18 protein-coding genes and 1 pseudogene are annotated in these 24796 nt (G+C 72.8%); 6 read left to right on the top strand and 13 right to left on the bottom strand.

What is annotated here, in order from left to right; translation table 11 throughout:
- Positions 1-53: 53 nt before the first annotated feature.
- From ABZ857_RS11995 to ABZ857_RS11985, 3 genes are all read right to left on the bottom strand, one after another.
- The gene (locus ABZ857_RS11995) at positions 54-2048 is read right to left on the bottom strand and encodes a cytochrome c oxidase assembly protein (protein ID WP_357041560.1); all 1995 of its coding nucleotides are present in this window, start codon (positions 2046-2048) and stop codon (positions 54-56) included.
- Positions 2045-2611: a copper resistance CopC family protein gene (locus tag ABZ857_RS11990; RefSeq protein ID WP_357041557.1), complete on the bottom strand. Its 567-nt coding sequence runs from the start codon at positions 2609-2611 to the stop codon at positions 2045-2047. Before ABZ857_RS11990 ends, ABZ857_RS11995 begins: the two co-directional genes overlap by 4 nt.
- Positions 2612-2812: 201 nt before the next feature.
- The gene (locus ABZ857_RS11985; RefSeq protein WP_357041554.1) at positions 2813-4105 is read right to left on the bottom strand and encodes a helix-turn-helix transcriptional regulator; all 1293 of its coding nucleotides are present in this window, start codon (positions 4103-4105) and stop codon (positions 2813-2815) included.
- Between the two features lie 1089 nt (positions 4106-5194).
- Between ABZ857_RS11985 and ABZ857_RS11980 the strand changes: the two genes are divergently transcribed.
- Together ABZ857_RS11980 and ABZ857_RS11975 are read left to right on the top strand one after the other, a co-directional pair.
- A complete protein-coding gene (locus ABZ857_RS11980; protein WP_357041551.1) occupies positions 5195-8113 on the top strand; it encodes a BTAD domain-containing putative transcriptional regulator in 2919 nt (972 codons plus the stop codon).
- Between the two features lie 90 nt (positions 8114-8203).
- Positions 8204-11086, top strand: coding sequence for a BTAD domain-containing putative transcriptional regulator (locus ABZ857_RS11975; protein WP_357041548.1), 2883 nt, complete (start codon positions 8204-8206; stop codon positions 11084-11086).
- Here ABZ857_RS11975 and ABZ857_RS11970 read toward each other — a convergent pair.
- Positions 11036-12559 carry a PucR family transcriptional regulator gene (locus tag ABZ857_RS11970; RefSeq protein WP_357041545.1) on the bottom strand — a complete coding sequence of 508 codons (1524 nt, stop codon included), beginning with the start codon at positions 12557-12559 and terminating at the stop codon, positions 11036-11038. The genes ABZ857_RS11975 and ABZ857_RS11970 overlap by 51 nt on opposite strands.
- Positions 12560-12875: 316 nt before the next feature.
- Between ABZ857_RS11970 and ABZ857_RS11965 the strand changes: the two genes are divergently transcribed.
- Positions 12876-15062, top strand: a complete 2187-nt coding sequence (locus ABZ857_RS11965; RefSeq protein WP_357041542.1) for a molybdopterin cofactor-binding domain-containing protein — start codon at positions 12876-12878, stop codon at positions 15060-15062.
- A gap of 145 nt (positions 15063-15207) precedes the next feature.
- Here the strand turns inward: ABZ857_RS11965 and ABZ857_RS11960 are convergent, their stop codons facing one another.
- From ABZ857_RS11960 to ABZ857_RS11940, 5 genes and pseudogenes are all read right to left on the bottom strand, one after another.
- Positions 15208-15921 carry a hypothetical protein gene (locus tag ABZ857_RS11960; protein WP_357041539.1) on the bottom strand — a complete coding sequence of 238 codons (714 nt, stop codon included), beginning with the start codon at positions 15919-15921 and terminating at the stop codon, positions 15208-15210.
- A gap of 163 nt (positions 15922-16084) precedes the next feature.
- Positions 16085-17026 (bottom strand): hypothetical protein, encoded by a 942-nt coding sequence (locus ABZ857_RS11955; protein WP_357041536.1) that lies wholly within the window; start codon positions 17024-17026, stop codon positions 16085-16087.
- Between the two features lie 5 nt (positions 17027-17031).
- The gene (locus tag ABZ857_RS11950) at positions 17032-17658 is read right to left on the bottom strand and encodes a hypothetical protein (RefSeq protein ID WP_357041533.1); all 627 of its coding nucleotides are present in this window, start codon (positions 17656-17658) and stop codon (positions 17032-17034) included.
- Positions 17659-18153: 495 nt separating this feature from the next.
- Positions 18154-18303 (bottom strand): annotated as a pseudogene (locus ABZ857_RS11945) (RNA-guided endonuclease TnpB family protein); the annotation flags it as partial.
- The gene (locus tag ABZ857_RS11940) at positions 18293-18448 is read right to left on the bottom strand and encodes a helix-turn-helix domain-containing protein (RefSeq protein ID WP_357041530.1); all 156 of its coding nucleotides are present in this window, start codon (positions 18446-18448) and stop codon (positions 18293-18295) included. The pseudogene ABZ857_RS11945 and the gene ABZ857_RS11940, both read right to left, overlap by 11 nt.
- On the opposite strand from ABZ857_RS11940, the gene ald reads away from it, so the two are divergent.
- Positions 18393-19514, top strand: a complete 1122-nt coding sequence (ald, locus tag ABZ857_RS11935; protein ID WP_357041527.1) for an alanine dehydrogenase — start codon at positions 18393-18395, stop codon at positions 19512-19514. The two genes, ABZ857_RS11940 and ald, sit on opposite strands and share 56 nt — an antisense overlap.
- Before the next feature lie 39 nt (positions 19515-19553).
- Here the strand turns inward: ald and ABZ857_RS11930 are convergent, their stop codons facing one another.
- Positions 19554-20231 (bottom strand): DUF3105 domain-containing protein, encoded by a 678-nt coding sequence (locus ABZ857_RS11930; protein ID WP_357041524.1) that lies wholly within the window; start codon positions 20229-20231, stop codon positions 19554-19556.
- Between the two features lie 106 nt (positions 20232-20337).
- Here ABZ857_RS11930 and ABZ857_RS11925 point away from each other — a divergent pair, with 106 nt between their 5' ends.
- On the top strand, positions 20338-21015 hold the full coding sequence (locus tag ABZ857_RS11925) for a DUF305 domain-containing protein (RefSeq protein WP_357041521.1): 678 nt from the start codon (positions 20338-20340) through the stop codon (positions 21013-21015).
- A gap of 80 nt (positions 21016-21095) precedes the next feature.
- Here ABZ857_RS11925 and ABZ857_RS11920 read toward each other — a convergent pair whose 3' ends face one another.
- A complete protein-coding gene (locus ABZ857_RS11920) occupies positions 21096-21944 on the bottom strand; it encodes an alpha/beta hydrolase (protein WP_357041518.1) in 849 nt (282 codons plus the stop codon).
- Between the two features lie 90 nt (positions 21945-22034).
- On the opposite strand from ABZ857_RS11920, the gene ABZ857_RS11915 reads away from it, so the two are divergent.
- Complete coding sequence (locus ABZ857_RS11915) at positions 22035-22913, top strand: helix-turn-helix domain-containing protein (RefSeq protein WP_357041515.1); 879 nt, start codon at positions 22035-22037, stop codon at positions 22911-22913.
- A 61-nt stretch (positions 22914-22974) separates the two neighbouring features.
- Here ABZ857_RS11915 and ABZ857_RS11910 read toward each other — a convergent pair whose 3' ends face one another.
- Together ABZ857_RS11910 and ABZ857_RS11905 are read right to left on the bottom strand one after the other, a co-directional pair.
- Positions 22975-24063, bottom strand: a complete 1089-nt coding sequence (locus tag ABZ857_RS11910) for a low specificity L-threonine aldolase (RefSeq protein WP_357041512.1) — start codon at positions 24061-24063, stop codon at positions 22975-22977.
- Between the two features lie 63 nt (positions 24064-24126).
- Positions 24127-24780 carry an SDR family NAD(P)-dependent oxidoreductase gene (locus tag ABZ857_RS11905; protein ID WP_357041509.1) on the bottom strand — a complete coding sequence of 218 codons (654 nt, stop codon included), beginning with the start codon at positions 24778-24780 and terminating at the stop codon, positions 24127-24129.
- Positions 24781-24796 lie beyond the last annotated feature (16 nt).

Raw genomic sequence — 24796 nt, 5'->3', positions numbered from 1 at the left:
CGGCGAGGCGCCGCGCGGTTCCGGCGGGAGACGACCAACCGGGTGTCGACGGCCTACTCGGCAGCCGTGTCCCGCTTGTTCAACTTCGTGAGGTAGTCGTTGTAGGCGTCCAGCTCCGCGTCCCCGGTGCCGCCTGACCTTGCCGCGGCGGCGTCGGCGCGCCGGTCGGCCCGGCGCGCCACGCGCTCGTCGTCGCGCCACCACTGGAAGCCGAGCGCGAGCAGCACGATCAGCGTGGGGATCTCGCCGAAGGCCCAGGCGATTCCGCCGCCGGCCTGCTGGTCGGCCAGCGAGGAGGCGCCCCAGGTGCGCCCGAGCTGGTCGTAGTACCCGGACGCGAGCACCGTCCCCATGCTCATCAGGGCGATCCCGAAGAACGCGTGGAACGGCATGGTCACCATGAGCAGCAGCAGCCGCCCGTAGTAGGGCAGCTTGTGCGGCGCCGGGTCCACGCCGATGATCACCCAGAAGAACAGCGAGCCGCTCAGCAGGAAGTGCACGGTCATCGCGATGTGACCGAGGTGCTCCTCCATCGCCGCGGCGAACAGCGGGGTGAAGTACAGCGCGAACGTCGACACCACGAAGATCGCCGTCGCGATCGCGGGGTGGCTGACGAACTTCATGACCCTGCTGTGCAGGAGCACCATGATCCACTCGCGCGGTCCCCGGTCGCCCCGGCGGGCGGCGGGCTTGAGCGCACGCAGCGCCAGCGTGACCGGCGCGCCGAGCACCAGGAAGATCGGGACCAGCATCGACAGGATCATGTGCTCGGTCATGTGCACGCTGAACAGCACGGGCGAGTAACGCGCCACGCCGCTCTGCGTGCTGAGGACGAGGATGACGACGCCGATGTACCAGCTGACCGTGCGGCCCCGGGGCCACCGGTCGCCCCGGCGCGCCAGCCGGACGACCCCCGCGCCGTACAGACCGGCCATGACGACGGCGAGCACGGCGAAGAACAGGTCGAACCACCACAGCGTCACCAGGTTGCCGAGCGTCAGCGGCGGCGGGACCAGGTAGCCGAGCAGCTCGAAGGCCCGGTCGACCGGCGTGTCGACGGGCGGCGGGGCGGTCCGGGACAGCGCCACGGCCAGGCCGATCGTCGCCCCCATCAGCAGGACCTCGCCGAGGGCGAGGCGGAGGAAGGCGTGCGGCTCCCCCGCCGACATCCTCGGCAGCGTACGGCCGCGGTGGCGCCACCCGATGAACCCGAGCACCGCGAACGCGACGATCTTGGCCAGCAGGAGCAGGCCGTAGTTCGAGGTGAACAGCTCGCCGATCGAGGTGAGGCGCGAGGCGGCGGCGGCGAGCCCGGAGACGCCGACGCCGGCGAAGCACCACAGCGCCATGCGGGAGAAGCGCGCGGCGGCGACGTCCAGGTTGGGCTGCCCGCGCAGCGCGTGGACGCAGACCACCCCGAGGCCGCCCACCCACAGCGCCAGGAAGAGCAGGTGCATGGCGACCGAGGTGGTGGCCAGCCCGTGGTTGGGCGAGGAGGAGGAGTGTCCGGTGAGCGCGGGCGGCAGCAGCGTCACGAGCGCGAAGACCAGCAGCCCTCCGGCGGCGCCCACCGTGATCGCCCCCCGGGCGAACAGCGCGATGGCGACGGCGAACAGCACGACCAGGGTCAGCGCGATGCCCTGCGGCACCTGGCTGGCGTAGCTGGTGAGCTCGTTGCCGGCGAGGATCTGCCCCACCGGCGCGCCGAGGGTCTCCGACAGGCTGAAGACCAGCGCCACCGCCGCGGCCACCGCCCAGGCCAGCGCGGACCACGAGGCGCCCTTCACGTAACTTTGCGCCTGCTTGCCGAGCAGGCCCTTGTCGCTGGGCAGGAACGCCGCCGCCGCGGCCAGCAGCCCGACGGTCAGGACGCCGGAGACGTCCATCGCGAGCTTCGACAGTGGCAGCATCCACCGGGTCAGGGTGCCCTCGTCGGGCAGGCCGGGGATGATCCGCGGCGTCGCGGCGCCGCCGAGCACCATCGCGATCACGAGTGCGCCGGCGGCCGCGCAGAGCGCCGCGCCGGTCAGGCGCACCGCCCTGTTCACGGCTTCTTCCGGAGGCTCAGGAACATCCCGATACCGACGCCGGCGATCCCGAAGATCACCGCCCAGATCCACCCGGGAACGCCCGTCTGCCCGCCGTCGCCGGCCTGCGCCGCCGGTGCGGTCGCGGGCGCGCCTGCAACCGGCGCGGAGGACGAGCTGTCAGGAGCGGCCGCCGAGGTCGCCGTCCCCAGGGACTGGTCGCCGACCACGGTGAACGGGATCTCCCCCTCGAGCGGGTGCCCGTCAGGAGAGACCACCCGCCAGGCGATCGTGTAGCGACCCGGGGGAACCGGCTCGGTCACCGCCTCGGTGACCTTCGGCCCGTCCACCACCGGGGCGCCTTTCTCGTAGCGCTTGCCGTCCTCGCCGCGGACGACCACGACCGGGAACTGAACGGAGTCCGCGAACTCGAGCGTGACCTTTTGCAAGGTCTTGACCTGGGCGTTCTTCTGCGGGTCGCTACTCTTGAGCGAGGTGTGCGCCTGGGCCGGCAGGGCCGGCGCGGCGCACAGCAGGAAAGCCGCCACGAGCGCGGCGAAGGCGGCGAGGAAGGGTCTCTTCATGGCACCTCCCAGGCTACCGACGCGGGGGTCCGGTCCATACTCCGCACCGTAAGACTGGGGATCACGCCGGATTCCCTCGCCGAACCCTGTACACCGAACCCCGCACACCGAACCCCTGTACGCGGACCCCCTGCGCCGGACCTCCGTAGGAGGCCCGGCGCGAAGAGCATCCCGTTCTCGGATCCAGTCGAAGGCGCGCGGCTAGAGACCCGCGCAGGCGAGGGCGCGCTGGTAGGCGGCCACGCTCTGCACGTCGTCGCCCAGCCGCCGGTGCATCTCCGCGACGGTCATCCAGTCCTCGGCGGTCTTCCGCGTGGGCGGCACGTCGTCCAGCCACCGGCTCACCACGTCGAGCTCGGCCACCGACTCCAGGTCCTCGTGCAGCAGGTGGTGGGCCTGGCTGAGGAGGATGTGGGCGTCGGTGCGCTGGTCGCCCTTGGTGCCGTCCACGTGCTCGGCGGCGGCCCGCGCGCACTCCAGCGCCTTGTCCGGGCGACCGAGGATGACCTCCGCCAACGCGAGCACGATCAAGACGCGCGACTTGTCGAACTTGCTGGTGGCGGACTCCTCGTGCTCGCGCAGAGCCCTCAGCAGCAGGTCGCGCGCCGTCTCCGCCTGCTCCGGGTGGATCCGCAGCATCATGAACGCATAGGCCTGGCGGAGCCTGGCGATATTGCGGGGCTCACCCGTCTCTGACTGGATGGCGAGCGCACGTTCGATGAGGGCGATGGCGTCGTCGCCGCGTCCCGCCTGCTCGGCCACGAACGCGGCGTTCCAGCAGGAGGCGACCGTCGCCCTCGGCGTGCCCAGGGTCTCGGCCACGGCGAGCAGCTCGCCGGCGAAGTGGCTCGCGCGCAGCAGGTCGCCTCGCACCACGTAGGCGAACAACAGTGTGGCGCCGAGTTCGACGAGATCGTCGTTCCAGCCGCCCTTGGAGAGGCTGCCGAGGGCCTGCTCGCCGATCTGGACGGCGGCCGAGAGGTCGCCGCGCTCGCGGTAGCAGCGGGACAACGCGAGCGCGACGGCCACCTTGCGCTCCGGCGTCAGCGCGTCGGCCTCGGCGTCGTTGAGCTCGTTGAGCACCGAGATCGCCTCGCCGAGCTCGCCGCACGCCTCCAGCGTCAGCGCGTAACCGTGGCGCGCCTCCACCCGCATCGAGGTGAGACCCAGGAGGTTGCCGTCGGCGAGCAGCTCGGCGTACCTGCGGCGGGCCTCGGCGACCTCGCCGTTCTCCAGCGCCATGCGGGCGAAGCTCAGGCCGACTTCGAGGTCCTCCATCTGCTCGGCCGTCACTCCGTTGACCAGGTAGGTGAGGGAGCAGTCGAGCTTCTGCGCGAGCAGTTCGAGGACCGCGGGAGTGGGGGTGCGCTTGCCGCTCTCGATCAGGGACACGTAGCTGTCGGAAAGCTCGGGGTGGGCGAGCTGCGCCTGGGAGAGCCCACGCTGCCGACGAATCGCCTTGATTCTCTGCCCGACGAGATCTTGCGCGGCCATTGGCACCTCTTGAAATATTGTAGGCCCGACAGTCGAATCGATGGGAGATCCACCGTGCGCCGCCTAGCCTTGTGTCTACTTAGCGTCCTAATTCCGGCCGTAGTGGCCACTGGGGCCAATGCTACGACCACCGACCGCTCCACGTCTCCCCTCATCTCCTACGGGAACGGCAGCGCCTGCTGCTGACCCGGTCGTGGCTGCGTACCGGGAGCCACTCTCCGGCAGCGATGATCCAGGACACTGGCCGGTCCCGGCGTTTACCCCCTCCGCCCAAGGGGCCGGCCAGGCCGCCCCGCGAATGACGACCCGGCCCCGCGGTTCTCGGCCGAAAACTAGGCCGAAAACTGGGCCGGCGGTTCTCGGCGCTCAGGCAATTCCATCATTCGGCGCCACCGCTCCCAATAACGAAAATCTCCCGTAATCTCACCCGGTTTCATGACGATGAAATCACGTCGCCGGAGTGATTCGCAATGAGCGCGGGCCGGGCAATGGGCTTTTCCGGCGCATGCTCGCCGCCCGATCGGCCCCGCTTCGCGGACCGTCGCCTTTCCAGGGCGCGACCGCCCGGGCCGCCGCCCGATCGCCCGCCCCGGCCATGCCGGCGCGTCCGGGCCGTCGTGCCCGGCGGTGCGCCCCCACCCCGATGTCCGTCCCGGCGGCGCGCGTCCCCCGCGCGGCCGCGAAGACGGGCCCGTACGGACAGCGCGATCCCGCCGCCCGGCCGCGGGGTGCCCACCCGCCGGCGCCCGTCCGCCCACCGGCCCGGCGAGCCGCCGTTCGCGCCGGTCACAGGGGTTCGGCCACTCAGCCGAGACGTCCGCGGGCAGCGGAGACGGACACTTCTCATTCCGGTATCTAGACAAAATATAGATATGTGATGGCATATTGAAGTTAGGCCGGAAGCTGCCTCGAGGATGCGCGCAGAACCGGCCAATCGGGGATGTCATCGCAAAGCCGCAGTTCTGGGGGCTACGGCCTGCATGCGCAATCGCTACTCAGCGCATGGCCCGAGCATGGGAGTGTGATTCCGGCTCCTCATGGTGCCCGCGGAACCCATCCGTGCCGTTACCAGGGGAGTCCGACAACCCTATGCATAACGCAATAGAGCGGGGAGCGTCCCGGCACTCACTGTGCCGTCTGCGGCTGCTGGGGCCCGTGGCCGCGTGGCGTGGCGACCGGAGCGTCGACCTCGGGCCGCCCCTGCAGCGCGCGGCCCTGTGCCTCCTCGCCGCCCGTCCCGGCCGGGTCGCGACCAGGGACGCGCTGATCAACGGACTCTGGGGAGAGCGTCCGCCGAACACCGCCGAGCAGAGCGTCTACACCTACATCGCCGGCCTGCGGCGGGCGCTGGAGCCCCAGGCCGGCCGGCGGGGCCCCTACGTCGTGCTGCCGCACCGGTCCCGCGGCTACCTGCTGGAGCGCGAGACCGTGGAGGTGGACGTCGAGGACTTCGAACACCACCTCACCGAGGCCCGCCGGCTGCGCGGCGCCGGTGACCCGTACGGCAGCCTGCGCGCGCTGCAGGCCGCCGCGCAATGCTGGTCGGGGCCCGCCCTGTGCGGCATCCCCGGCCCCTTCGCGGAGGCGGAGCGGGCCCGGCTGGAGGAGTTGCGCCTGTCGGCGCGGGAGGACCACGCCGACACGCTGCTCGGCCTGGGGCTGCACCAGGAGGCGGCGGCGGCGCTGGCCGAGCTGGCCGCGGAGGCTCCCCTGCGGGAGCGCACCCGCGACCTGCTCATGCTGGCGCTGTACCGCTGCGGCAGGCAGGCCGACGCTCTCCAGGTCTACATGGACGTCAAGCGGCTGCTCGCGGAGCGGCTCGGGGTGGATCCCGGCGAGACCCTGCGTGAACGGTACGAGCTGATCCTGCGTGCCGATCCCTCGCTCGCGCGGGCGAGGGGCGGCTCGCCCGGTGCGGAGCCCTCGGCGCGGCCTCCCCGGCAGTTGCCGCGGGCCGTGAGCGGTTTCGTGGGCCGGGCCGAGGAACTGGTCCGCCTGCGATCCCTGCTCTCTCCGTGGGACGGCGGACCCCCGCAGGCGGTGGTCGCGATCACCGGGGCCCCGGGGTCGGGCAAGTCCGCGCTGGCCGCACAGGCCGCCCACGCCTCCTCCCACGCGTTCCCGGACGGGCAGCTGTACGTCAACCTGCAGGGGGCGACGCCGGGGGTCGAACGTCTGAAGCCGATCGACGTGCTCGGCAGGCTCCTGCGCGCCCTGGGGCTGCCGGGCGGCGCCGTGCCGTGCGAGGAGGACGAGGCCGCCGCCGTGCTGCGCGACCGGCTGGAGGGACGCAGGACTCTCATCCTGCTCGACGACGCGGCGGGACCCGAGCAGGTCCGCGCCCTGCTGGGCCTGCCGTCCGGCAACGCCGTGCTGATCACGAGCAGGGAATCGCACGCGGTGACCGACGACTGCGTCCAGCTCGTGCTCGGGAGGCTGCTGCGGTCGGAGGCGGTCACCGTGCTGGCGAAGCTCGTCGGGGCGGAGCGGATCGCGACGGACCCGGCCGCCGCGGACCGCCTGGCGCACCTGTGCGGCGGGCTGCCGCTGGCCCTGCGCCTGGCCGCCGCCCGGCTCGCCGAACGCCCCGACTGGACGGTGCGGGATCTGGCCACGAGGCTGGAGGACCGGCGGCGTACGCTGCACGAGCTGGAATCGGGGCGGAGGGCCGTCCGTTCCGGTCTGGAGCTGAGTTACGAGGGTCTGGCCCACGGCGGCGAGCTCGATCGGCTGGCCGCGCGGACCATGTGCCACCTCGGCGTCCTGCACGTGGCGAGCGTGACCCCCGAGCTGGTCTCCGCCCTCCTCGGCGAGCCTGTCGACGCCGCCGAGCGTGCCCTCGACCGCCTCGCACGCGCACACCTGCTGGAGATCTCGGGACTGGGCCGCTACCGCCCGCACGACCTCGTACGGCTGTTCACGATCGAGCTCGCGGACGCCCGGCTCACGCCGGAGGCCCGCAAGGACGCGCTCCTGGGCGCGCTCGGCTTCTTCGGCGCGACCGCACGCCACGCCAGCACGGTGCTCGATCCCCACCGCGTCCAGCTTCCCTGGCCCGGCGTGCCGCAGCGCCCGCTCGCGCTGGGGACCGCCGACGAGGCCAGGAACTGGCTGGAGGAGGAGCTGGCGGACGTGGTCGCCGCCGCCGCGCAGGCGATGCCGAGCGAGGACGACGAGGTCGCACGCCTGGGGGCCTACGTCGGGTTCTCCCTCACCTGGCAGCTGACGAGGGGCGCGCACCGCCGCGAGCAGCGCGAGCTCAACAGGCTGGCCCTGGCCGTGGGCGAGCGAACCGGCGACCAGGAGATCCTGTCCCTGGCTCACGGCCAGATCGCCAACGCGCTGCTGAACCTCGGCAAGGGGGCCGAGGCCCTGCTGCACCAGCAGGCCGAGCTCGAGCTGAGACGCGCGCTGCGCGACCGGTTCGGCGAGATGCGTGCCCTGGGCAACCTGGGCGTCGTCCTTCTCAAACTCGAGCGGCACGCGGAGGCGCGTGAGCAGACGGAGGCCCAGCGGGCGATCGCCAGGGAGATCGGCTCCGAGGTCGGCGAGCGCCATTCGCTGCTGATCGGGGCGACCGCCTGCCGGGAGCTGGGCGACGTGACGGCGGCCATGTGCCTGGTCGGCGAGGCGCTCGCACTCGCGCAGGCCGCGGGAGACCGCTACCACGAAGCGGCCGGCCTCTCGTTGCTCTCCGAGCTGTGCCTGGACGGCGGTGATCTGCGAACGGCGAAGTCCTACCTCGAGCGCGGCCTGCGCCTCGCCCGGGAGATCGGCCACCGGGCCCGCGAGTGCGAGTGCCTCGCCGTACTCGCCAGGGTGCACCGTCTCCTGAACGAGCCGGTGCAGGCACTGGCCTACGCCCGGGAGGCGCTGGGGATCCGGGAGCGGTCCGGGGACGCCGAACTCTCCCGATTGGCGGAGGACGAACTGCGCGCCATCGAGACGGCCTTCCCCGGTTCGGCCCCTTCCCGGCCTCAACCGGCTCACGCGGCGCTCACCGGCTGATCGTCGGTTCGAGGGAGGGACAGGACGTCGATGGGGACGGTACACAGTGAATTCGGCGAAGGCGGCCTCCGGCTCCGGGTCCTCGGACCGGTGACCGCGTGGTTGAAGGACCGGCAGGTGAACCTGGGGCCGCCGCTGCAACGGGCCACCCTCTGGGTGCTCGCCGCACAGGCGGGCCACGCCGTCACGAAGGACAGGCTCATCGGCGCCCTGTGGGGCGCCGCCGCCCCGAAGACCGCCGAGCAGAGCCTCTACACCTATGTGGCGGGGCTGAGGCGGCTGCTCGAACCGGAGCGGGGCAGGCGCGGGCCGTTCACGATGCTGATCCACGCGACGCAGGGGTACCGGCTGGCGCGGGACGCGTGCCGGACCGACGCCGAGGACTTCGAGCAGCGCCTCGCCGAGGCCCGCCGTTACCAGGGGAAGCAGGACCTCCCGGCTTGGCTGCGCGAACTGGAGGCCGCGCTGGGGCTGTGGGCGGGCCCAGCGCTCGGCGGCCTTCCCGGCCCCTTCTGCGAGGCCGAACGAGCCCGGCTGGAGGGCATGCGCCTGACCGCGCGGGAGGACCACGCCGACGCGCTGCTGCGGCTGGGCCGGCACCAGGAGTCGCTCGACGCGCTCACCGCGCTGACCGCGGAGGACCCGCTGCGGGAACGCGCCCGGGAACTGCTGATGCTCGCGCTCTATCGCTGCGGGCGGCAAGCGGAGGCGCTGGAGGTCTTCCACGACACCAGGCTTCTGCTCGCCGAACACCTCGGCGTCGATCCCGGCGAATCCCTGCGGCGCGCGTACGAGCTCATCCTGCGCGCGGACCCCTCCCTCGCCGTCCGTACGTCCGGGGAGAGCGCCCTGACACCGCCGGCCCGGGCCCCTCACCAGCTTCCGCGCGGCAGCCGGGTCTTCGTCGGACGGGCCGCGATGCTGGTGCGCCTGCGGGCGCTGCTCGCGCCCTGGGACGGCACCGACCCGCAGGCCGTCGTGGCCGTCACCGGCACGGCCGGAGCGGGCAAGTCCACGCTCGCCGTGCACGCGGCGCACGCGGTGAGCGACCACTACCCGGACGGCCGGCTGTATGTGAACCTGCTCGGCGCGACACCGGGGGTCGCCCGGCTGGGCCCTCTCGACCTGCTCGGCAGGCTGCTGCGGGACCTGGGGGTGCACGCGGAGGCGGTGCCGTCCGACCCCGGCGAAGCCGCCGGCATGCTCAGGGACCGCCTGCTCGGGCGGCGCATGCTGATCGTCCTGGACGACGCCGCGGGCCCCGAACAGGTCCGCCCTCTGCTGGGCCTGCCGGCCGGGAACGCCCTGCTCGTGACGAGCCGGGAGTCGTTCGCGGTGGCCGACGACTGCGTCCAGCTCGTCCTCGGCAGGATGCTGCGGTCGGAGGCGGTCACCATGCTGGCGAAGCTGGTCGGCGCCGAGCGGGTCGCCGCCGACCCGGCCGCCGCCGCCGAACTGGCGGACCTGTGCGGCAGGCTGCCCCTCGCCCTGCGCCTCGCGGCGGCGCGCCTGACGGAGAACCGGCACATGTCCCTGCCGGAGCTGAACTCCCGGCTGCGCGACCAGCGGCGGGCGCTGCACGAGCTGGAGTCCGGCGACGTCGCGGTCCGCGCCAGCCTCCAGCTCAGCCACGACCTGCTGGCGGCCGGCCCGCGTCAGCTCGACCGGGCGGCGGCCGCGGCCCTGTGCCACCTGGGCGTCCCGCACGTGCCGGACGCCACGGCCGAGGTCGTGGCGGCCCTCCTCAACGTGCCGCTGGACGAGGCGGAGCGGGCGGTGGCCCGCCTGGTCCGGGCTCACCTGGCCGAACCCGGCGAGCACGGCCGGTTCCGGCTGCACGACCTGGTCCGGCTCTTCGCCATGGAACTGGCCGAGCGGCGCCTGAGCGAGCGCGACCGCGACGACGCGCTCGACCGCGTGATCGGTCTTTACGGCACGACCATACGCCTGGCCATGAAACTGATCGACCCGCATCGGGTGCATCCCCCGCACGAGTTCGCCAGGCTCGGACCCTTCAGGCTGAAGGACGGCGCGGACGCGGCGGCGTGGCTGGAGCGGGAACGCGACGACGTCCTCGCCGTGGCGGCCCAGGCGATGGCGTCCCGCAACCCCTGCCTCGCGGGTTCCGGCGCCCACCTCGCCTTCTCCTTCCACTGGCCCCTCGTGTACATCGGCCACCACCCTGACATCCTGACCCTCAGCCGCCAGGCGCTCGAGGTGGGCGATCGGCTCGGGGACCAGGAGATCTCCGCCCTCGCGCACGGTTACCTCGCGCAGGCCCTGGACCATGTCGGACGCTACGAGGAAGCCCTCCGCCACCAGCGCGCCGAGGTGGCCCTGCGGCGTACGTTCGGGGAACCCTTCTCCCGGATGAGGGCCCTGGGAAACCTCGCCGTCATGCTCAACTCGCTCAAGGTGCACGACGAGGCCCTGTCGTCGGCGCGGGAGCAACTGCGCATCGCGAGGGAGATCGGCGCGGCGGTGGGCGAACGCCACGCTCTCATGTGCGTCGGCTCGGCGCAGCTCGGCCTGGGGGACGTGGCGGCCGCCAGGGCGGCGTACACCGAGATGGGGGTGCTCGCGGAGGAGGCCGGGGACGTCATGCACCGCGCGGACGCGCTGATGGGCATGGCCGAGGTGCACCTGATGCAGGACGACCACCGGTCCGTGGCTGAGCTCTACGAGAGGGCCCTCGTCCTCATGAGGGAGAGCCGCTTCCGCGGCATGGAACCGAGGTGCCTCGGCCGGCTGGGCCAGGCCGAACGCCTCATGGGCAGATTCGACAGGGCGCGCGAGTACCTGCGGGAGACCTTGGCGGTCGCGCAGGAGTGCGGGGCCGGCTACTGGGTGGACTTCGCCCGCGAGGAGCTCGCCCTGCTCGGCGAGAGCCCGCAGGACGGCCCGCCGCGGATCGCGGACGGCTCAGCCGGCGCGGAGTGCGAGGAAGAGGTCGACGCGGTCGGCCATGGATGACAGGTCCTTGCCGGTGAGCTCCTCGACCCGCCTGATCCGGTAGCGCACCGTGTTGACGTGCACGTGCAGCCGCTCGGCGCAGGCGTTCCACGATCCCGTGCAGTCGAGGAAGGCGCCGAGCGTGCGCACCAGCTCGGCGCCGTGCCGCCGGTCGTAGTCGAACAGCGGCCCGAGCAGCCGTCCGGCGAACGAGGACCGCACGTCGCCGGGCACGGTCGCCAGCAGCAGCGCGTGGGTGTAGATCTCGTCGCTGGTGACCACTCCCCCGCCGCGCGCCTCGGCCATCCGCCGGGCGTGGCCCGCCTCCTCCACCCCGCCCCGGATGGCCTGCGGCCCGGTCAGCGCGCCGCTCAGCCCGGCCGACACCGTGATCGCGGGCAGCCCGCCGGCGAGCACCGCCGTACGGGCGCGCAGCCGCGCCGCGAGCGCGTCGCGGTCGCCCCAGTGGGTGTCACCGCGCAGCGGGACCAGCGCCACCGACGCGTCGGCCCCCGCGGCGGCCACCACCCCGCGGTCCAGCAGCTCCTCCGTCACCTGACCGCCCAGCAGGGCGGGGTCCGGGCCGTCCGTCGCCCCGCGCCTGCTCACGGTGGCGGTGACCACGGCGTACGGCTCGGCGGGGTCGATGCCGCAGGTCCGCAGCCGGGCCGACAGCTCCGCGAAGTCGCCGCCCGCGCAGGCCAGGGCGATGAGCTGCTCGGCCAGCCGCCGTTCCACCCGGCGGCCCTCCTCCGCCCGCGTCCGCTCCATCGCGACGCACGCCGCCAGCTCGTAGCCGATCTCCACGTCGACCTCGCCCCGGCAGACCAGGGCCCAGCCGGCGGCCCGGTGCGAGCGGTCCACGGCGAACAGCGTGAACGGCCCGCCGCGGTCCACGACGACCGGCAGGCGGACGGCGGCGAGGTAGTCGCGGGCCAGCCGTACGGCCTGATCCTCGTCCAGGGCGCCCGCGACGACCGCGCCACAGGCGGACACGACGGCGGCCGTGACGCCGAGTTCGGCCTCGACCAGGGCGAACAGCTCGCCGAGCCCGGCCCCTTCGGCCACGGCCGCGACGATCCTGCGGTGCCGGCCGAGCGCGCCGCGCAGGTCGCCCGCCCGGGCGGCGGCGGCGCGCCTGCCGACGAGTTCGGTGACGGCTCCGAACGACACCTCGACGGGCACTTCGAGCAGCGGAAGCCCGCGCACCCGGCACGCCTCCACCAGGTCGTCCGGGACCGTGCCGAGCCGCGCGTCGCCCGCGCCGAGCGCGGCCACGCCCGCCTCGGCCAGGGCGTCCACGAACCGGGCGGAGTCCGCGGGCGACTGGCGCCACATCAGGCCGGTCAGCACCAGTTCGCCGCCCGACAGGTACCGCCGCGGGTCGGGCAGATCGGTGATCACCACGTCCTTGATCTCACGGTCCAGCCGCTCGTCACCCGTCAGCAGGGTGAGCCGCAGTTCCGGTGCGGCGAGCAGATCATGCAACAGCACGGCAGAAGCGTATTTGGAGATATATACAAGCATCGACTCCGTCCGTCCCCGGGTTTCATGGCCGCGCCGATAGGCCCAGCCCACGCCGGGTTGCTGTACTGCGAGGGTGGAGCGGCGGATGGCGCCTGAAACGGCGACTGAGACGGCGACTGAGACGGCGACTGAGACGGCGACTGAGACGGCGACTGAGACGGCGACTGAGACGGCGACTGAGACGGCGACTGAGACGGCGGCTGAGACGGCGACGGGGACGGCGGCTGAGACGGCGACGGGGACGGCGAGCGGGACGGGGCGGCGTTCGGGCCTCGGTGAGAGCGTGCCGCGCCCCGACGGCACGCTGAAGGTGACCGGGGAGTTCGCGTACTCCTCGGACCTGTGGCTGGAGGGCATGCTCTGGGGCGCCACCCTGCGCAGCCCCCACCCGTCCGCGTGGATCCGCTCGGTCGACGCCGGCCCCGCGCTCGCGATGCCCGGCGTGTTCGCCGTGCTGACCCACGCGGACGTGCCCGGCGAGAAGTTCTACGGGCTGGAGCGCCGCGACCAGCCGGTGCTCGCCGTCGACCAGGTCCGCTACCAGGGCGAGCCCGTGGCGATCGTGGCCGCCGACCATCCGGAGACCGCGCGCCGTGCCGCCGCCGCGATCGTCGTGGAGTACGAGGAGCGCGAGGCGGTGACCGATGCCCGCCGGGCCGCCTTCGACCCGTCCTGTCCCGCCGTCCACCCCGAGGGGAACCTCGTACGGCACCAGCCGGTGAGGGTGGGCCGGACCTTCGAGGCCGAGGTGGTCGTCACCGGCGAGTACGAGGTCGGCATGCAGGACCAGGCGTTTCTCGGGCCGGAGTCGGGCCTGGCCGTGCCCGCCGAGGACGGCGGAGTGGACCTGTTCGTCGCGACCCAGTGGCTGCACGTCGACCAGGACCAGGTGGCGCCGTGCCTGGGCCTGCCGAAGGAGAAGGTGCGGCTGACGCTCGCCGGGGTCGGCGGCGCGTTCGGCGCCAGGGAGGACCTGTCCATGCAGGTCCACGCCTCGATGCTGGCGCTGCGGACCGGCCGCCCGGTGAAGATGGTGTACGGCCGTGAGGAGTCGTTCTTCGGCCACGTCCACCGGCATCCGGCGCGGATGCGCTACGAGCACGGCGCGACGGCCGACGGGCGGCTCGTCTACGTCAAGGCGGAGATCGTGCTCGACGGAGGGGCCTACTGCTCGTCCACCCCCGCCGTGGTCGGCAACGCCGCCTCGCTCGGAGTCGGCCCGTACGAGGTGGGCAACGTCTGGATCGACGCCTACGGCGTCTACACGAACAACCCGCCCTGCGGGGCGATGCGCGGGTTCGGTGCGGTCCAGGCGTGCTACGCGTACGAGTCGCAGATGGACCGCCTCGCGGCGGCCTGCGGGCTTTCGCCGGTCGAGATCCGCGTCCGCAACGCGGTGTCGCAGGGCTCGCGCCTGGCCACCGGGCAGGTGATCGACAGCCCCGCGCCGCTCGCGGACATGCTCGCGGAGCTGGCCGCCATGCCGCTGCCGCCGGAACCCGCGGGCGGGCCCGACCTGCGCCTGCTGCCGGGCGGCGTCGCGCAGACCACGCACGGCGAGGGCGTGCGGCGCGGCGTGGGCTACGGCGTCGGCATCAAGAACATCTGCTTCTCCGAGGGCTTCGACGACTACTCGACGGCCCGCGTGCGGGTCGAGCTGGCCGGGGACGAGCCGCACGTGCTCGTGCACACCGCCGCCGCCGAGGTGGGCCAGGGGCTCGTCACCGTCCAGGCCCAGATCGCGCGTACGGAGCTCGGGATCGGCAGGGTCACGATCGCCCCGGCGGACACCGCCGTCGGCTCGGCCGGGTCCTCCTCGGCCTCCCGCCAGTCGTACGTCACCGGCGGGGCGGTCAAGGCGGCCTGCGAGGCGGTGCGGGCGCGCCTCGACGCGCTGCGGGCGGCGCATCCGGGGCTGTCGCTCGCGGAGGTGCTGAAGCGGTTCGGGCCGGTCGAGGAGACGCGGGAGTACCGGCACCGGCCCACGTTCCCCATGGACCCGGTCACCGGTCAGGGGGACTCCCACACCCAGCTCGCGTTGTGCGTGCACCGGGCCGTGGTCGACGTGGACGTCGAGCTCGGCCTGGTCAGGGTCGTCGAGCTGGCCGCCGTGCAGGACGTCGGGAAGATCCTCAATCCCCTGGCCCTGGAGGGGCAGATCCACGGCGGCTCCGCGCAGGGTCTGGGCCTGGCGCTGATGGAGGAGATCCAGGTCAGGGACAGCCGGGTGCGCAACCCCTCGTTCACCGACTACCTGATCCCCACCATCCTCGACATGCCGCCGATGCGGCTGTCGATCCTGGAGAACCCCGACCCGCACGCGCCGTACGGGCTGCGGGGCGCGGGCGAGCCGCCCACCCTGTCGTCGACCCCCGCGGTGGCCGCGGCGGTCAGGGCCGCGACCGGGCTGGACCTCCCCCGTGTCCCGATCAGGCCCGAGGACATCGCGCTCGCGCCCGTCGCCGGCTGAGCCCTGCCGTCGTACTCGGCGCGGCCGGGGGTCGGCCGGCTGGAGTCGGTCGGCCGGGGGTCGGTCGGCTGGAGTCGGTCGGCCGGGGGTCGGTCGGCTGGAGTCGGTCGGGTGGGGTCAGTCGGCTGGAGTCGGTCGGGTGGGGTCAGTCGGCGATGTAGCCGATGGAGGTCACCTCGTAGCCGCGGCTCTTCGAGCCCCGCACGTGCATGAACATGCCGCCGCCCTCGTAGGAGTAGGCGCAGCTGTAGCCCTTGGGCTCGGAACTGCAGCCCTGGAAGAAGTACTTCACGCCCTTCGGGTCGTACTTCGCCCGGAACAGGGTCTTGACCGCCGTGCTCGTGGCGACCTCCAGGCCCCGGTTGCGGTCGCCCCTGCGCCAGGCGTCGAACAGGTGTCCGGCGGCGGCGGACGGCTTCACCAGATGGCGGGACTCGTACACCTTCGTGACCTTGGCGCCCGACACGATCATCAGGATCCCGCCGAGCCCGCCCGGCACGCGGACGCTGGTGTGGACGAACCGGCAGGCGTTGCCCGAGCAGCCCGCGAACTCGTCCGGGGCCCGGAAGGGATAGGAGAAGAGCGTGGAGACCGCGCCCGGGGTGGCGACCCGGTAGCCCGCGTGCCGGTCCGCGCGCAGCCAGGCGCTGAACAGCTTCTTGGCGACGGCCGCCGGTGCGGCCGTGCCGTGCGCGGAGGCCCGGGCGGGGGCCTGTACAGGAGCCTGTACTGGGGCTTGCGCTGTGTGTGCGAGGGCCGGGGCGGCCTGGAGCAGTGAAGCGGGAAGCAGGGAGGCGGGGACCAGGAACGCGGCGGTCACGGCCGTGGCGGCCGCGCCTCGCAACCATCGTGCTGACACGCGCCGTACGTTACAGGGATCTACTTGCACCCGGATTGAGCCCGGCTTGCACCGGCCGCCGCCCCGCGGATGGCGGGCCGCGGATGGCGGGCCGCCGAGCAGACCCGGGCCGCCGACCGGCTGATTCAGGTCCGGAAGCGTCGGCCCGGGCCGTGATGCCCGCTCACTGGAACCCCTCGGCGCCGGACTGCACGCCTCCCGGCTGCGTCCCACCGCCTGGTTGGGTCCCGCCCGGTTGCGTCCCACCGCCTGGTTGGGTCCCGCCCGGTTGCGTCCCACCTTGCTGGGTCCCGCCGCCCTGCTGGGTCCCACCTTGCTGGGTCCCGCCCGGCTGGCCCCCCTCGTACACCGTTCCGCCCGGCTGCGTACCACCGGTCTGGGTGCCGCCAGGCTGGGTGCCGCCCGTCTGCGTGCCGCCCGGCTGGGTGCCGCCCGGCTGGCCGGCGGCGGGAGCGGAGGGCGAGGCCGCCGGGTTCTGCTGGCCCGCGGGGGCGGACCCGGTCAGCAGCGCCATGATGGCGTCGGCCTGCGCCTTGTCGAAACCGGCGATGCCGAGGCTGTCCTGGGTGATCTCCTGGGCCACCCGCGGAGCGGCCACCACCTTCTCCCCCACCACGATCGCGAGTTGCTGCTTGACCGTCTCGCGGGTGAGCGCGGCGATCTGCTCCTGGCTCGAGGGGGACAGCACGAGCCGGATCGAGTACGTGCCGTCGCTGTCCGTCACCTCCTCGATCTTCTGCACGGTCGTGACCGTGACCCCAGGGTCGAGCTGGTAGCAGGCGGTGCCCTTGTCGTCCGGGATCGCGTCTGTTCCGCTGCAGGGCGCCGGTCCCACCCCGGTGACGGGGGCGAAGTGCACGGGCGTCAGCAGGGTGCGTACGGGCGTCTGCTTGAGCGGCGGGGCGTCCGGGTTGCGGGTCATCACCACGGCGACGGCGCCGAGGACGCCGGACATGACGACCACCAGCACGAGCGCCACGACGAGAGCGATCGTGGTCCCCCTGGCCGCCCTCGGCTCCGTGGGGCCGGTGGGGGCGGCGGGCGCGGCGGGGGCGGACGGCCCGTCACCAGGCCCTTCGGCCCCGCCTGAGGGCGCACCCGGCACACGCTCTACCGGCCCACCGGGCGGAGCGGGAGCAGCGGAGACACCAGGGGTGCCGCCGGGCCCCCCGGGCATACCGGGTCCACCGGGCACACCGGGCGGGTCACCGGATCCAGCAGGCCCGCCTGGCTCACCGGGCGCACCGAGCGGGGCGCGGAGGGGATCAACGGGCACACCCAGCGGGTCACCTGGCCCACCGGCTCCACGTGGCCCACCGAGCGGGTCATCCGGCCCACCCGGCCCACCGGGCGCACCGAGCAGATCCGCCGGCCCACCGCCACCACCCGGCACAGCCAGCGTGTCGCGGAGGGGGTCACCGAGCTCACCCGGCTCACCGCGCACACCGAGCGGGTCGTCGAACCCGCCGCGCTCACCGCGCACGCCACCCGGGCCGCCGAGCGGATCAGTGAGCGGGTCGTCGAACCCGCCACGCTCACCGCGCAGGCCACCCGGGCCGCCGAGTGGATCAGTGAGCGGGTCGTCGAACCCGCCACGCTCACCGCGCACGCCACCCGGGCCGCCGAGTGGGTCAGTGAGCGGATCAGTGAGCGGATCGCCGAGCCCGCCGCGCTCACCGGGCGCGCCGGCCGGCCCGCTCCACGGGTCACCGTGTCCGCCGCGTTCACCGGTTTCACGGGGTTCACGGAATTCACCGGGTTCATCGGGCCCGCCCACGGGCCCGCCGTACATGCCGTCAGGTCCGCCACCGGCGGCGGGCAGAACGGCCGTCTCTCCCGCAGCTCCTGACCCGCCGGACGGGTCGCCGAACCAGCCGCCCCATCCACCCGGCATCTCGGCGGGCACGCCGCCGCGGTCCTCTGGGCCGACCGCCTTCGGCATGGGCGCCGTCTCGGCTCCCGATGTCAGGCCGCCGGGCCGCGGGCCGGGCTCCTCGTCTCCCGGCACGGGCGCGTTGTGCATTCCCACCTCGATCCCTTACACCGCTCGCAGAGCCTACCGAGGTCTGCCAACTGCGGGTAACCGGCCGACCATGGAACGCCCAACACGCTCTTTTCTTGACAATTTGTCATGAATATCCGCCAAATGGTCGCCCATTGCCCGATTTCCAGACGTTGGGAGCAAGTGAAGACTTGACATGGTCTCCCTCGTGAACGAGGGGGATCCAGCCGTCACCGGTCAGGCTTCCGCTTCACTGCCGGTCGCCTCGTCCGAGAGGACTCTCGTTGCGGTCTTACGCCAGCTCCACAGGCCTTTTACCTCTCCGCCGACCCGGCGGCGAGGATGTTCTTCGCGGCGTTGACGTCCCGGTCATGGGCAGACCAGTCGCACGCACCCGAACGTCCGAGCACGCTCGGCGGCCTGTTCGGGGAGCGGGTGGAAGCGGTACGGGTTTACTCGGAGGTTTCTGATGAAGGTGGGAGTTCCCCGAGAGATCAAGACGCACGAGTACCGGGTCGCGCTCACACCCGCGGGGGTCAACGAGTTCGTACGCAAGGGTCATCGGGTCCTCGTCGAGAAGGACGCGGGACAGGGGTCGGCGATCCCCGACGAGGACTTCGCCGCGGCGGGGGCCGTCATCCTCGGCACCGCGGACGAGGTGTGGGCCGAGGGCGACCTGATCCTGAAGGTCAAGGAACCGGTGCCGGACGAGTACCACCGGATGCGCAAGGGCCAGGTGCTGTTCACCTATCTCCACCTGGCCGCCTCGGAGTCCTGCACGCGGGCCATGCTGGAGTCGGGCGTAACCGGCATCGCGTACGAGACCGTGCAGAAACCCGACCGCACGCTGCCGCTGCTCGCGCCCATGTCCGAGGTCGCCGGGCGGCTGGCGCCGCAGGTGGGCGCCTACCACCTCATGCGCCAGGGCGGCGGGCGCGGAGTGCTGATGAGCGGCGTCCCCGGCACCTACCCTGCCAAGGTGGCGGTGATCGGCGCGGGCGTGTCGGGCATGAACGCCGCCGCGGTCGCCGTGGGCATGCGGGCCCAGGTGCTGCTGCTCGACCGCGACGTCGACCGGTTACGCCACGCCGACCTCGTCTTCCGGGGAGGATGCCAGACCGTGGCGTCCAACGCGTACGAGATCGAGCGGGCGGTGGTGGACGCGGACCTGGTGATCGGCGCGGTGCTCGTGCCGGGCGCCAAGGCGCCGACCCTGGTGAGCAACGACCTCGTCTCCAGGATGAAGCCGGGGTCGGTGCTGGTGGACATCTCCATCGACCAGGGCGGCTGTTTCGAGGACTCGCGGCCGACCACCCACGCCGACCCGGTCTACCGCGTGCACGGCTCGGTGTTCTACTGCGTCGCCAACATGCCGGGGGCGGTGCCGCACACCTCGACGTACGCGCTGACCAACGTCACGCTGCCGTACGCCCTGGCGATCGCCGACCTGGGCTGGCGCGAGGCGCTGACCGCCGACCCCGCGCTCGCCCTCGGTCTGAGCACCCACCAGGGCCACCTCACGAGCCGCCCGGTCGCCGAGGCCCACGGGCTGGAGGCCGCCGTGCCCGTGGACCGCGTGCTGGTTCCCTGAGCGGGGCCAGGGGACGTCCGGATCAGGAGGACGGGCGGATCAGGAGGACGGGGCCGTGCTCGGCATCGGCTCCTGCGTCGTCTCCTGCTGGGCCGGCGGGAGCGGCTGCTCCTCGGTGGTGCCGATGCCGCCCGAGCAGGAGGCGCCGTACTCGGGGGTGGTGGTCGGGTTCTGCTTGTACTTCTTGACGAACTCCGGCAGGCGGGGGTCGTCCGCGGAGTCCAGCGTGATCTGGTGGTTCCAGGAGCTGGCGACGATCTTGGACGGCAGGCCCGGGTAGGGGCTCAGCAGCATGTAGTCGGCGGAGGCGATGCTCTTGAGCTTGTCCACCTCGGCCTTCGGCAGGTCGGGCCGGTAGGTGATCCACACCGCGCCGTGCTCCAGCGAGTGGACGCCGTGCTCGTTGTGGATGGGCTTGTCGTAGATGCCGCAGTTCTGCCAGTAGAAGTTGTGCTGGCCGCCGACGGGCGGCGTCTCCTTGTAGGAGACCTTGTTCCAGGAGTGGTCGGAGCCCTTGTAGGTGTAGGTCTTGACGGCGCTGAGCGACTTGGCCGAGCGGTCGTTGACCACGTAGACGGCGACGAGGGCGACGAGGACGACGATCACGAGGCCGCCTATCCCCCACATGAGAAGCGCGGCGCGCCGCTCCTTGCGCTTCTGCTCGGCGCGCATGCGGGCGAGGTGCTCACGCCTCGCCTGCGCCTTCTCCTTGGTCATCGCTCCTCCATCCGCTGATCACTGACACCCCCGCTGCGTATGGAGAATAGTGGCTAAAGGTATTGCTTCGGGCAGAGCGACGGCTGTGGCGAGTAGCCTGTGGGCGGTGAGCACTGACATCGACGCTCCCGTGGAGACCGCTCCCCCGGCCCGGCGCCGCCTCCCCGTGCTCGGGCTGGTCGCCGTCCTCCTCGCGACGGCGGCGCTCGTGGTGTTCTTCACCAGGCAGGGAACGCCCGGGGACGTCTCCCCCGAGGCCGGGTTCGCCAGGGACATGGGGGTCCACCACGCGCAGGCGGTGGAGATGTCCTTCATCCTCAGGGACAAGACCTCCGACGAGCCGCTGCGCAGCCTGGCGTACGACATCATCACGACGCAGAGCACCCAGCGTGGAATTTTCATGGGCTGGCTGCAGCAGTGGGGACTGGACCAGAGCTCCGGCCGCCCGGCGATGGCCTGGATGGCCGGGCACGGGCACGGCGGGGCGGCCACGACCGCGGCGACGCCCGGCACGATGCCCGGCACGATGCCCGGCATGGCGACCGAGGAGGAGATGAACCGGCTCCGCCAGGCCACCGGCAGGGACGCCGAGATCCTCTTCCTCCAGCTCATGATCCGCCACCACCAGGGCGGCGTGGAGATGGCCGAGGGCCTGCTCAGGCTGTCGGACCGCGACGAGGTGCGCGCCCTCGCCCAGCACATCGTGGACGGCCAGAACGCCGAGATCCGCACGATGAAGGACCTGCTGGCCAAGCGGGGAGCCCAGCCGCTCCCCGCACCGTGACCCTCTCCGGCGACCCTCTCCGGCGACCCTCTCCGGCGACCCTCTCCGGCGACCCTCTTCGGCCGGTCCGGCGGTCTCGTTCAGTGCCGCGCGGCGTGGATCGCGGTGAAGGCCAGCAGGGGGCCGGCGGTCCGCGCCGGGTCCTCGAGTATGGGTGAGTGTCCGAGACCGGGCAGCAACTCGACCTCCGCGCCCGGAACCGTCCGGTAGTCGGCGGCGGATGAGGATCGCCATCTGCGGTCGTCCTCGCCGAAGATCACCAGTAGCGGTTTGCCGAGGACCGCCAGCCGATCCGGAAGCGCCCGCTGCTCCAGGTAGTCGCGGGTGCCCCGCATCGTCGCGGTGAGCGTGTGGTAGGTCATGACGCGCACCTCGTCCAGCAGCTCCTGCGGGATCCGATAGCCCTCGCGGCTGAAACCGGTGCTCGCGAACCGGCGGATCTGCTCGTCTGTCGGCGGCCACTGCGACGGTGCGATCGCGGCGGACTCCGGTGCGATGAAGGCGTGCATGCCGGGTCCGGTGTTGATGAGCGCGAGCGCGGTCACCAGGCCGGGTCGTTGCTCGGCGAGAGCGGTGGCGACCGCGCCGCCGCTGGAATGACCGACCACGATCGCGCGCTCGACGCCGAGCCGGTCCAGTGCCACGCCGGCCCGGCGTCCCTGGTCCGGGAGCGCGTAGCTCGGGCCGGCCGGTTTGGCCGAGCGGCCGTGCCCGAGCAGGTCGATCCGGATGACGCGATGCGCTCCGGTCAGCAGCGGAACCAGACAGTCCCACGAGCGGGTCGAGGAGGCGGACCCGTGGATCAGCAGGAGTGCGGGGGCGTCGCGGGGGCCGTCCTGGCACACGTGGATGTCGCCGTCGTCCAGGGACAGCGTCGAACTCTCGGTGGAATCGCCGTCCACATGACGCTTGCCGTCGAAAACAGTCATGCGCCCACTGTCGCCGCCGGTGCACGCGGGTGTCTTGGACGAATGTTCCCCGCCCGCATATCAGTTGGGTGCTCGAATAGCCTGGCAGCCGTGTCGACATTCGTGCACGGTGAGGCGGTGTGGGACGTCGCCTGCCCGCGGCGGCCCAGCCGGGTGGCCGGTGTCACCATGGCCGGGTTCCGCGTCGGTGACCTGGACGCGCTCCGGATGGTCCCGCACCCGGCCGTGACGCTGCTCCTGGAGTTCGGCACCGGTTCGCCTGTCCTGGACTACGCCGCCGGGCGGCAGCAGCGGGGAAGTCTCGTCGCGGGGCCCGGGCTCGGGTCCGGCGGCGCGGCCTGGGCGCGGGGTGAGAACGTCGAGTGCGTGCAGGTGCGCCTGTCCCCGGTCGTCGCACGCGCGATTCTGGGCGTCTCCCCCGCCGACCTCGACGGGGCCGTGGTGGCCCTCGACGACCTGTGGGGCCGCGAGGCGTCGCGGATCCGTGAGCGGCTGGCCGACGCCTCCTCCTGGGAGGATCGCTTCGCGCTGACCGACGCGCTGCTCGTCCGCCGGCATGAGGCGGGGCCGCCGGTGGACCCGGAGGTGGGCTGGGCCTGGCGCCGGATCGTCGGCGGCCACGGCCTGGTCCGGGTCGACCGGCTGGCCGCCGAACTGGGATGGAGCCGTAAGCGGCTGTGGTCCCGGTTCCACTCGCAGATCGGCCTGCCGCCCAAGCGCGCCGCGAAGCTGGTCCGCTTCGACCATGCCGCCCACCGCCTGGTCGCGGGTGGAAGCGCCGCCCGAGTCGCAGCGGAGGCCGGCTACGCCGACCAGTCCCACCTGCATCGAGACATCATGGAGTTCACCGGAGTGACCCCGGCGAGCGTGGCGGACGAGCCGTTTCTGGCGGTCGACGACATGGCGTGGCCCAGCCGGGAGGCTCCCGCCAGGCCGGACCTCTCATCGGTCGTCACTCCAGGTCCTTGATCTCGGCCGGGCGCGGCCGGCCGGGGAGACGTCCTCCGGCCGCCGCGGCTCGTATGCGAAGTCAGGCGCGCAGTTCCTCGGCAAGCGCCGCGGCGAACGCGTCCACGTCGGCCTCGGTGGTGTCGAAGGCGCACATCCACCGCACCTCGACCATGCCCCCGCCGACCTGCTCGTTCCAGTTGTAGAACCGGAACCGCTTGCGCAGCCGGTCGGCCACGTCGGCCGGCAGGACCGCGAAGACCGCGTTGGCCTCGACCGGGCGCGGCACGGTCACCCCGGGCAGGTCCCGTACGGCGCCGGCGAGCCGCCGGGCCATCGCGTTGGCCTGGCGGGCGTTGCGCAGCCACAGGTCGCCCCCGAGCAGGGCCTCGAACTGCACCGACACGAACCGCATCTTCGAGGCGAGCTGCATGCTCGTCTTGCGCAGGTACGGCAGGCCCCGCGACGCCTCGGGGTTCAGCACGACGACGGCCTCGCCCAGCAGCAGCCCGATCTTGGTGCCGCCGAACGACAGCACGTCGACCCCCGCGTCCGTGGTCAGGGCGCGCAGCGGCACGTCCAGGGCGGCGGCGGCGTTGGTGATCCGCGACCCGTCGAGGTGGACGAACATCCCCAGTTCGTGGGCGTGGTCGCAGATCGCCTTGATCTCGGCCGGGGTGTAGAGCGTGCCCAGCTCGGTCGCGTTGGAGATCGACACGACCCGGGGCTGCGCCCGGTGCACGTCGCCGAACCCCCACGCCTGCCGGTCGATCAGGCCGGGCGTGAGCTTGCCGTCCGGGGTCGGCACGGTCAGCAGCTTCAGCCCGCCGGTGACCTCGGGAGCGCCCCCCTCGTCGGTGTTGATGTGCGCGGTCTCGGGGCAGACCACGGCCTCCCAGCGCGCGCACATCGAGCGCAGCGACACGACGTTGGCCGCCGTGCCGTTGAACACGGGGAACACCTCGGCCTGCTCGCCGAAGTGCCTGCGGAAGACGCCCCGGACCGCCTCGGTGTAGACGTCGTCGCCGTAGGAGACCTGGTGTCCCCCGTTGGCGAGGGCGATCGCCTCCAGGACCTCGGGGTGCACCCCCGCGTAGTTGTCGCTGGCGAACGTCCGGCTCGCCGGGTCGTGCCGGCGTACGGCATCGGTTGTCACGAGATGTCTCCCCATCGCGGTTTCGGGCCCGCGGCCGGCCCGGTCAGGCCGGCCGCGGGTCCGGATCGGCAGCGTAGATCAGGGCGTGAGGTCGATCCTGCGGCCGTTGACCGCAGCCGGCTCCTCGTCCCACAGGCCCGCGACCGCTGCCGCCAGGTCCTTCACGTCGGTGAAGGTCCGATACGGCTTGTCCGGGTTCGCGGCCCTCATCTCATCGTGCACCAGCGCGTTGACCACCAGGACCACCGCGGCGGCGGAGGTGTCCTTCAGCGCGTCGGCCAGCGACAGGGTCCACGCCTCGGCGGCGGCCTTGGCGGCGGCGTAGGCCGCGCCGCCCTGGGTCGGCTTCTGGGCCGCCCGGGCCGACACGATCACGAACCGGCCGTCCCCGCTCGCCCGCAGCAGCGGCTCGAACTCCAGTGACACGTTCTGCAGGGTCCTGATCAGCAGGTCGTGCAGCAGGTCCCAGTCGTCGAGCGAGGTGTCGGCGAAGGTCTTCGACCCGCGCCAGCCGCCGACCAGGTGGACGACGCCGTCCACCCGGCCGTGCTCGGCCCGCACCCGCTCCGCCAGGCCGCGTACGGCGTCCCGGTCGAGCAGGTCGACGGCCAGGCACCCCTCGGCGCCCGACTTGTCCACACCGACGACGGTGTCCCCGAGCTCGGTGAACTTGCCGACGACGGCACGGCCGGCCGGGCCGCCCGCCCCCGTGACCAGGATCACCCTGCTCATCGCGCGCTCCTCTCCG

Source organism: Microbispora sp. NPDC046933 (assembly GCF_040644635.1).
GTDB lineage: Bacteria > Actinomycetota > Actinomycetes > Streptosporangiales > Streptosporangiaceae > Microbispora.
This window is presented reverse-complemented; position numbering and strand designations above follow the sequence as displayed.

What these genes read in the sequence shown, in the direction of transcription:
- ABZ857_RS11910 (WP_357041512.1), bottom strand. Translation starts at nt 24,063, where the DNA reads ATGGGGAGACATCTCGTGACAACCGATGCCGTACGCCGGCACGACCCG.
- ABZ857_RS11905 (WP_357041509.1), bottom strand. Translation starts at nt 24,780, where the DNA reads ATGAGCAGGGTGATCCTGGTCACGGGGGCGGGCGGCCCGGCCGGCCGT.
- ABZ857_RS11980 (WP_357041551.1), top strand. Translation starts at nt 5,195, where the DNA reads ATGCATAACGCAATAGAGCGGGGAGCGTCCCGGCACTCACTGTGCCGT.
- ABZ857_RS11990 (WP_357041557.1), bottom strand. Translation starts at nt 2,611, where the DNA reads ATGAAGAGACCCTTCCTCGCCGCCTTCGCCGCGCTCGTGGCGGCTTTC.
- ABZ857_RS11985 (WP_357041554.1), bottom strand. Translation starts at nt 4,105, where the DNA reads ATGGCCGCGCAAGATCTCGTCGGGCAGAGAATCAAGGCGATTCGTCGG.
- ABZ857_RS11920 (WP_357041518.1), bottom strand. Translation starts at nt 21,944, where the DNA reads ATGACTGTTTTCGACGGCAAGCGTCATGTGGACGGCGATTCCACCGAG.
- ABZ857_RS11930 (WP_357041524.1), bottom strand. Translation starts at nt 20,231, where the DNA reads ATGACCAAGGAGAAGGCGCAGGCGAGGCGTGAGCACCTCGCCCGCATG.
- ald (WP_357041527.1), top strand. Translation starts at nt 18,393, where the DNA reads ATGAAGGTGGGAGTTCCCCGAGAGATCAAGACGCACGAGTACCGGGTC.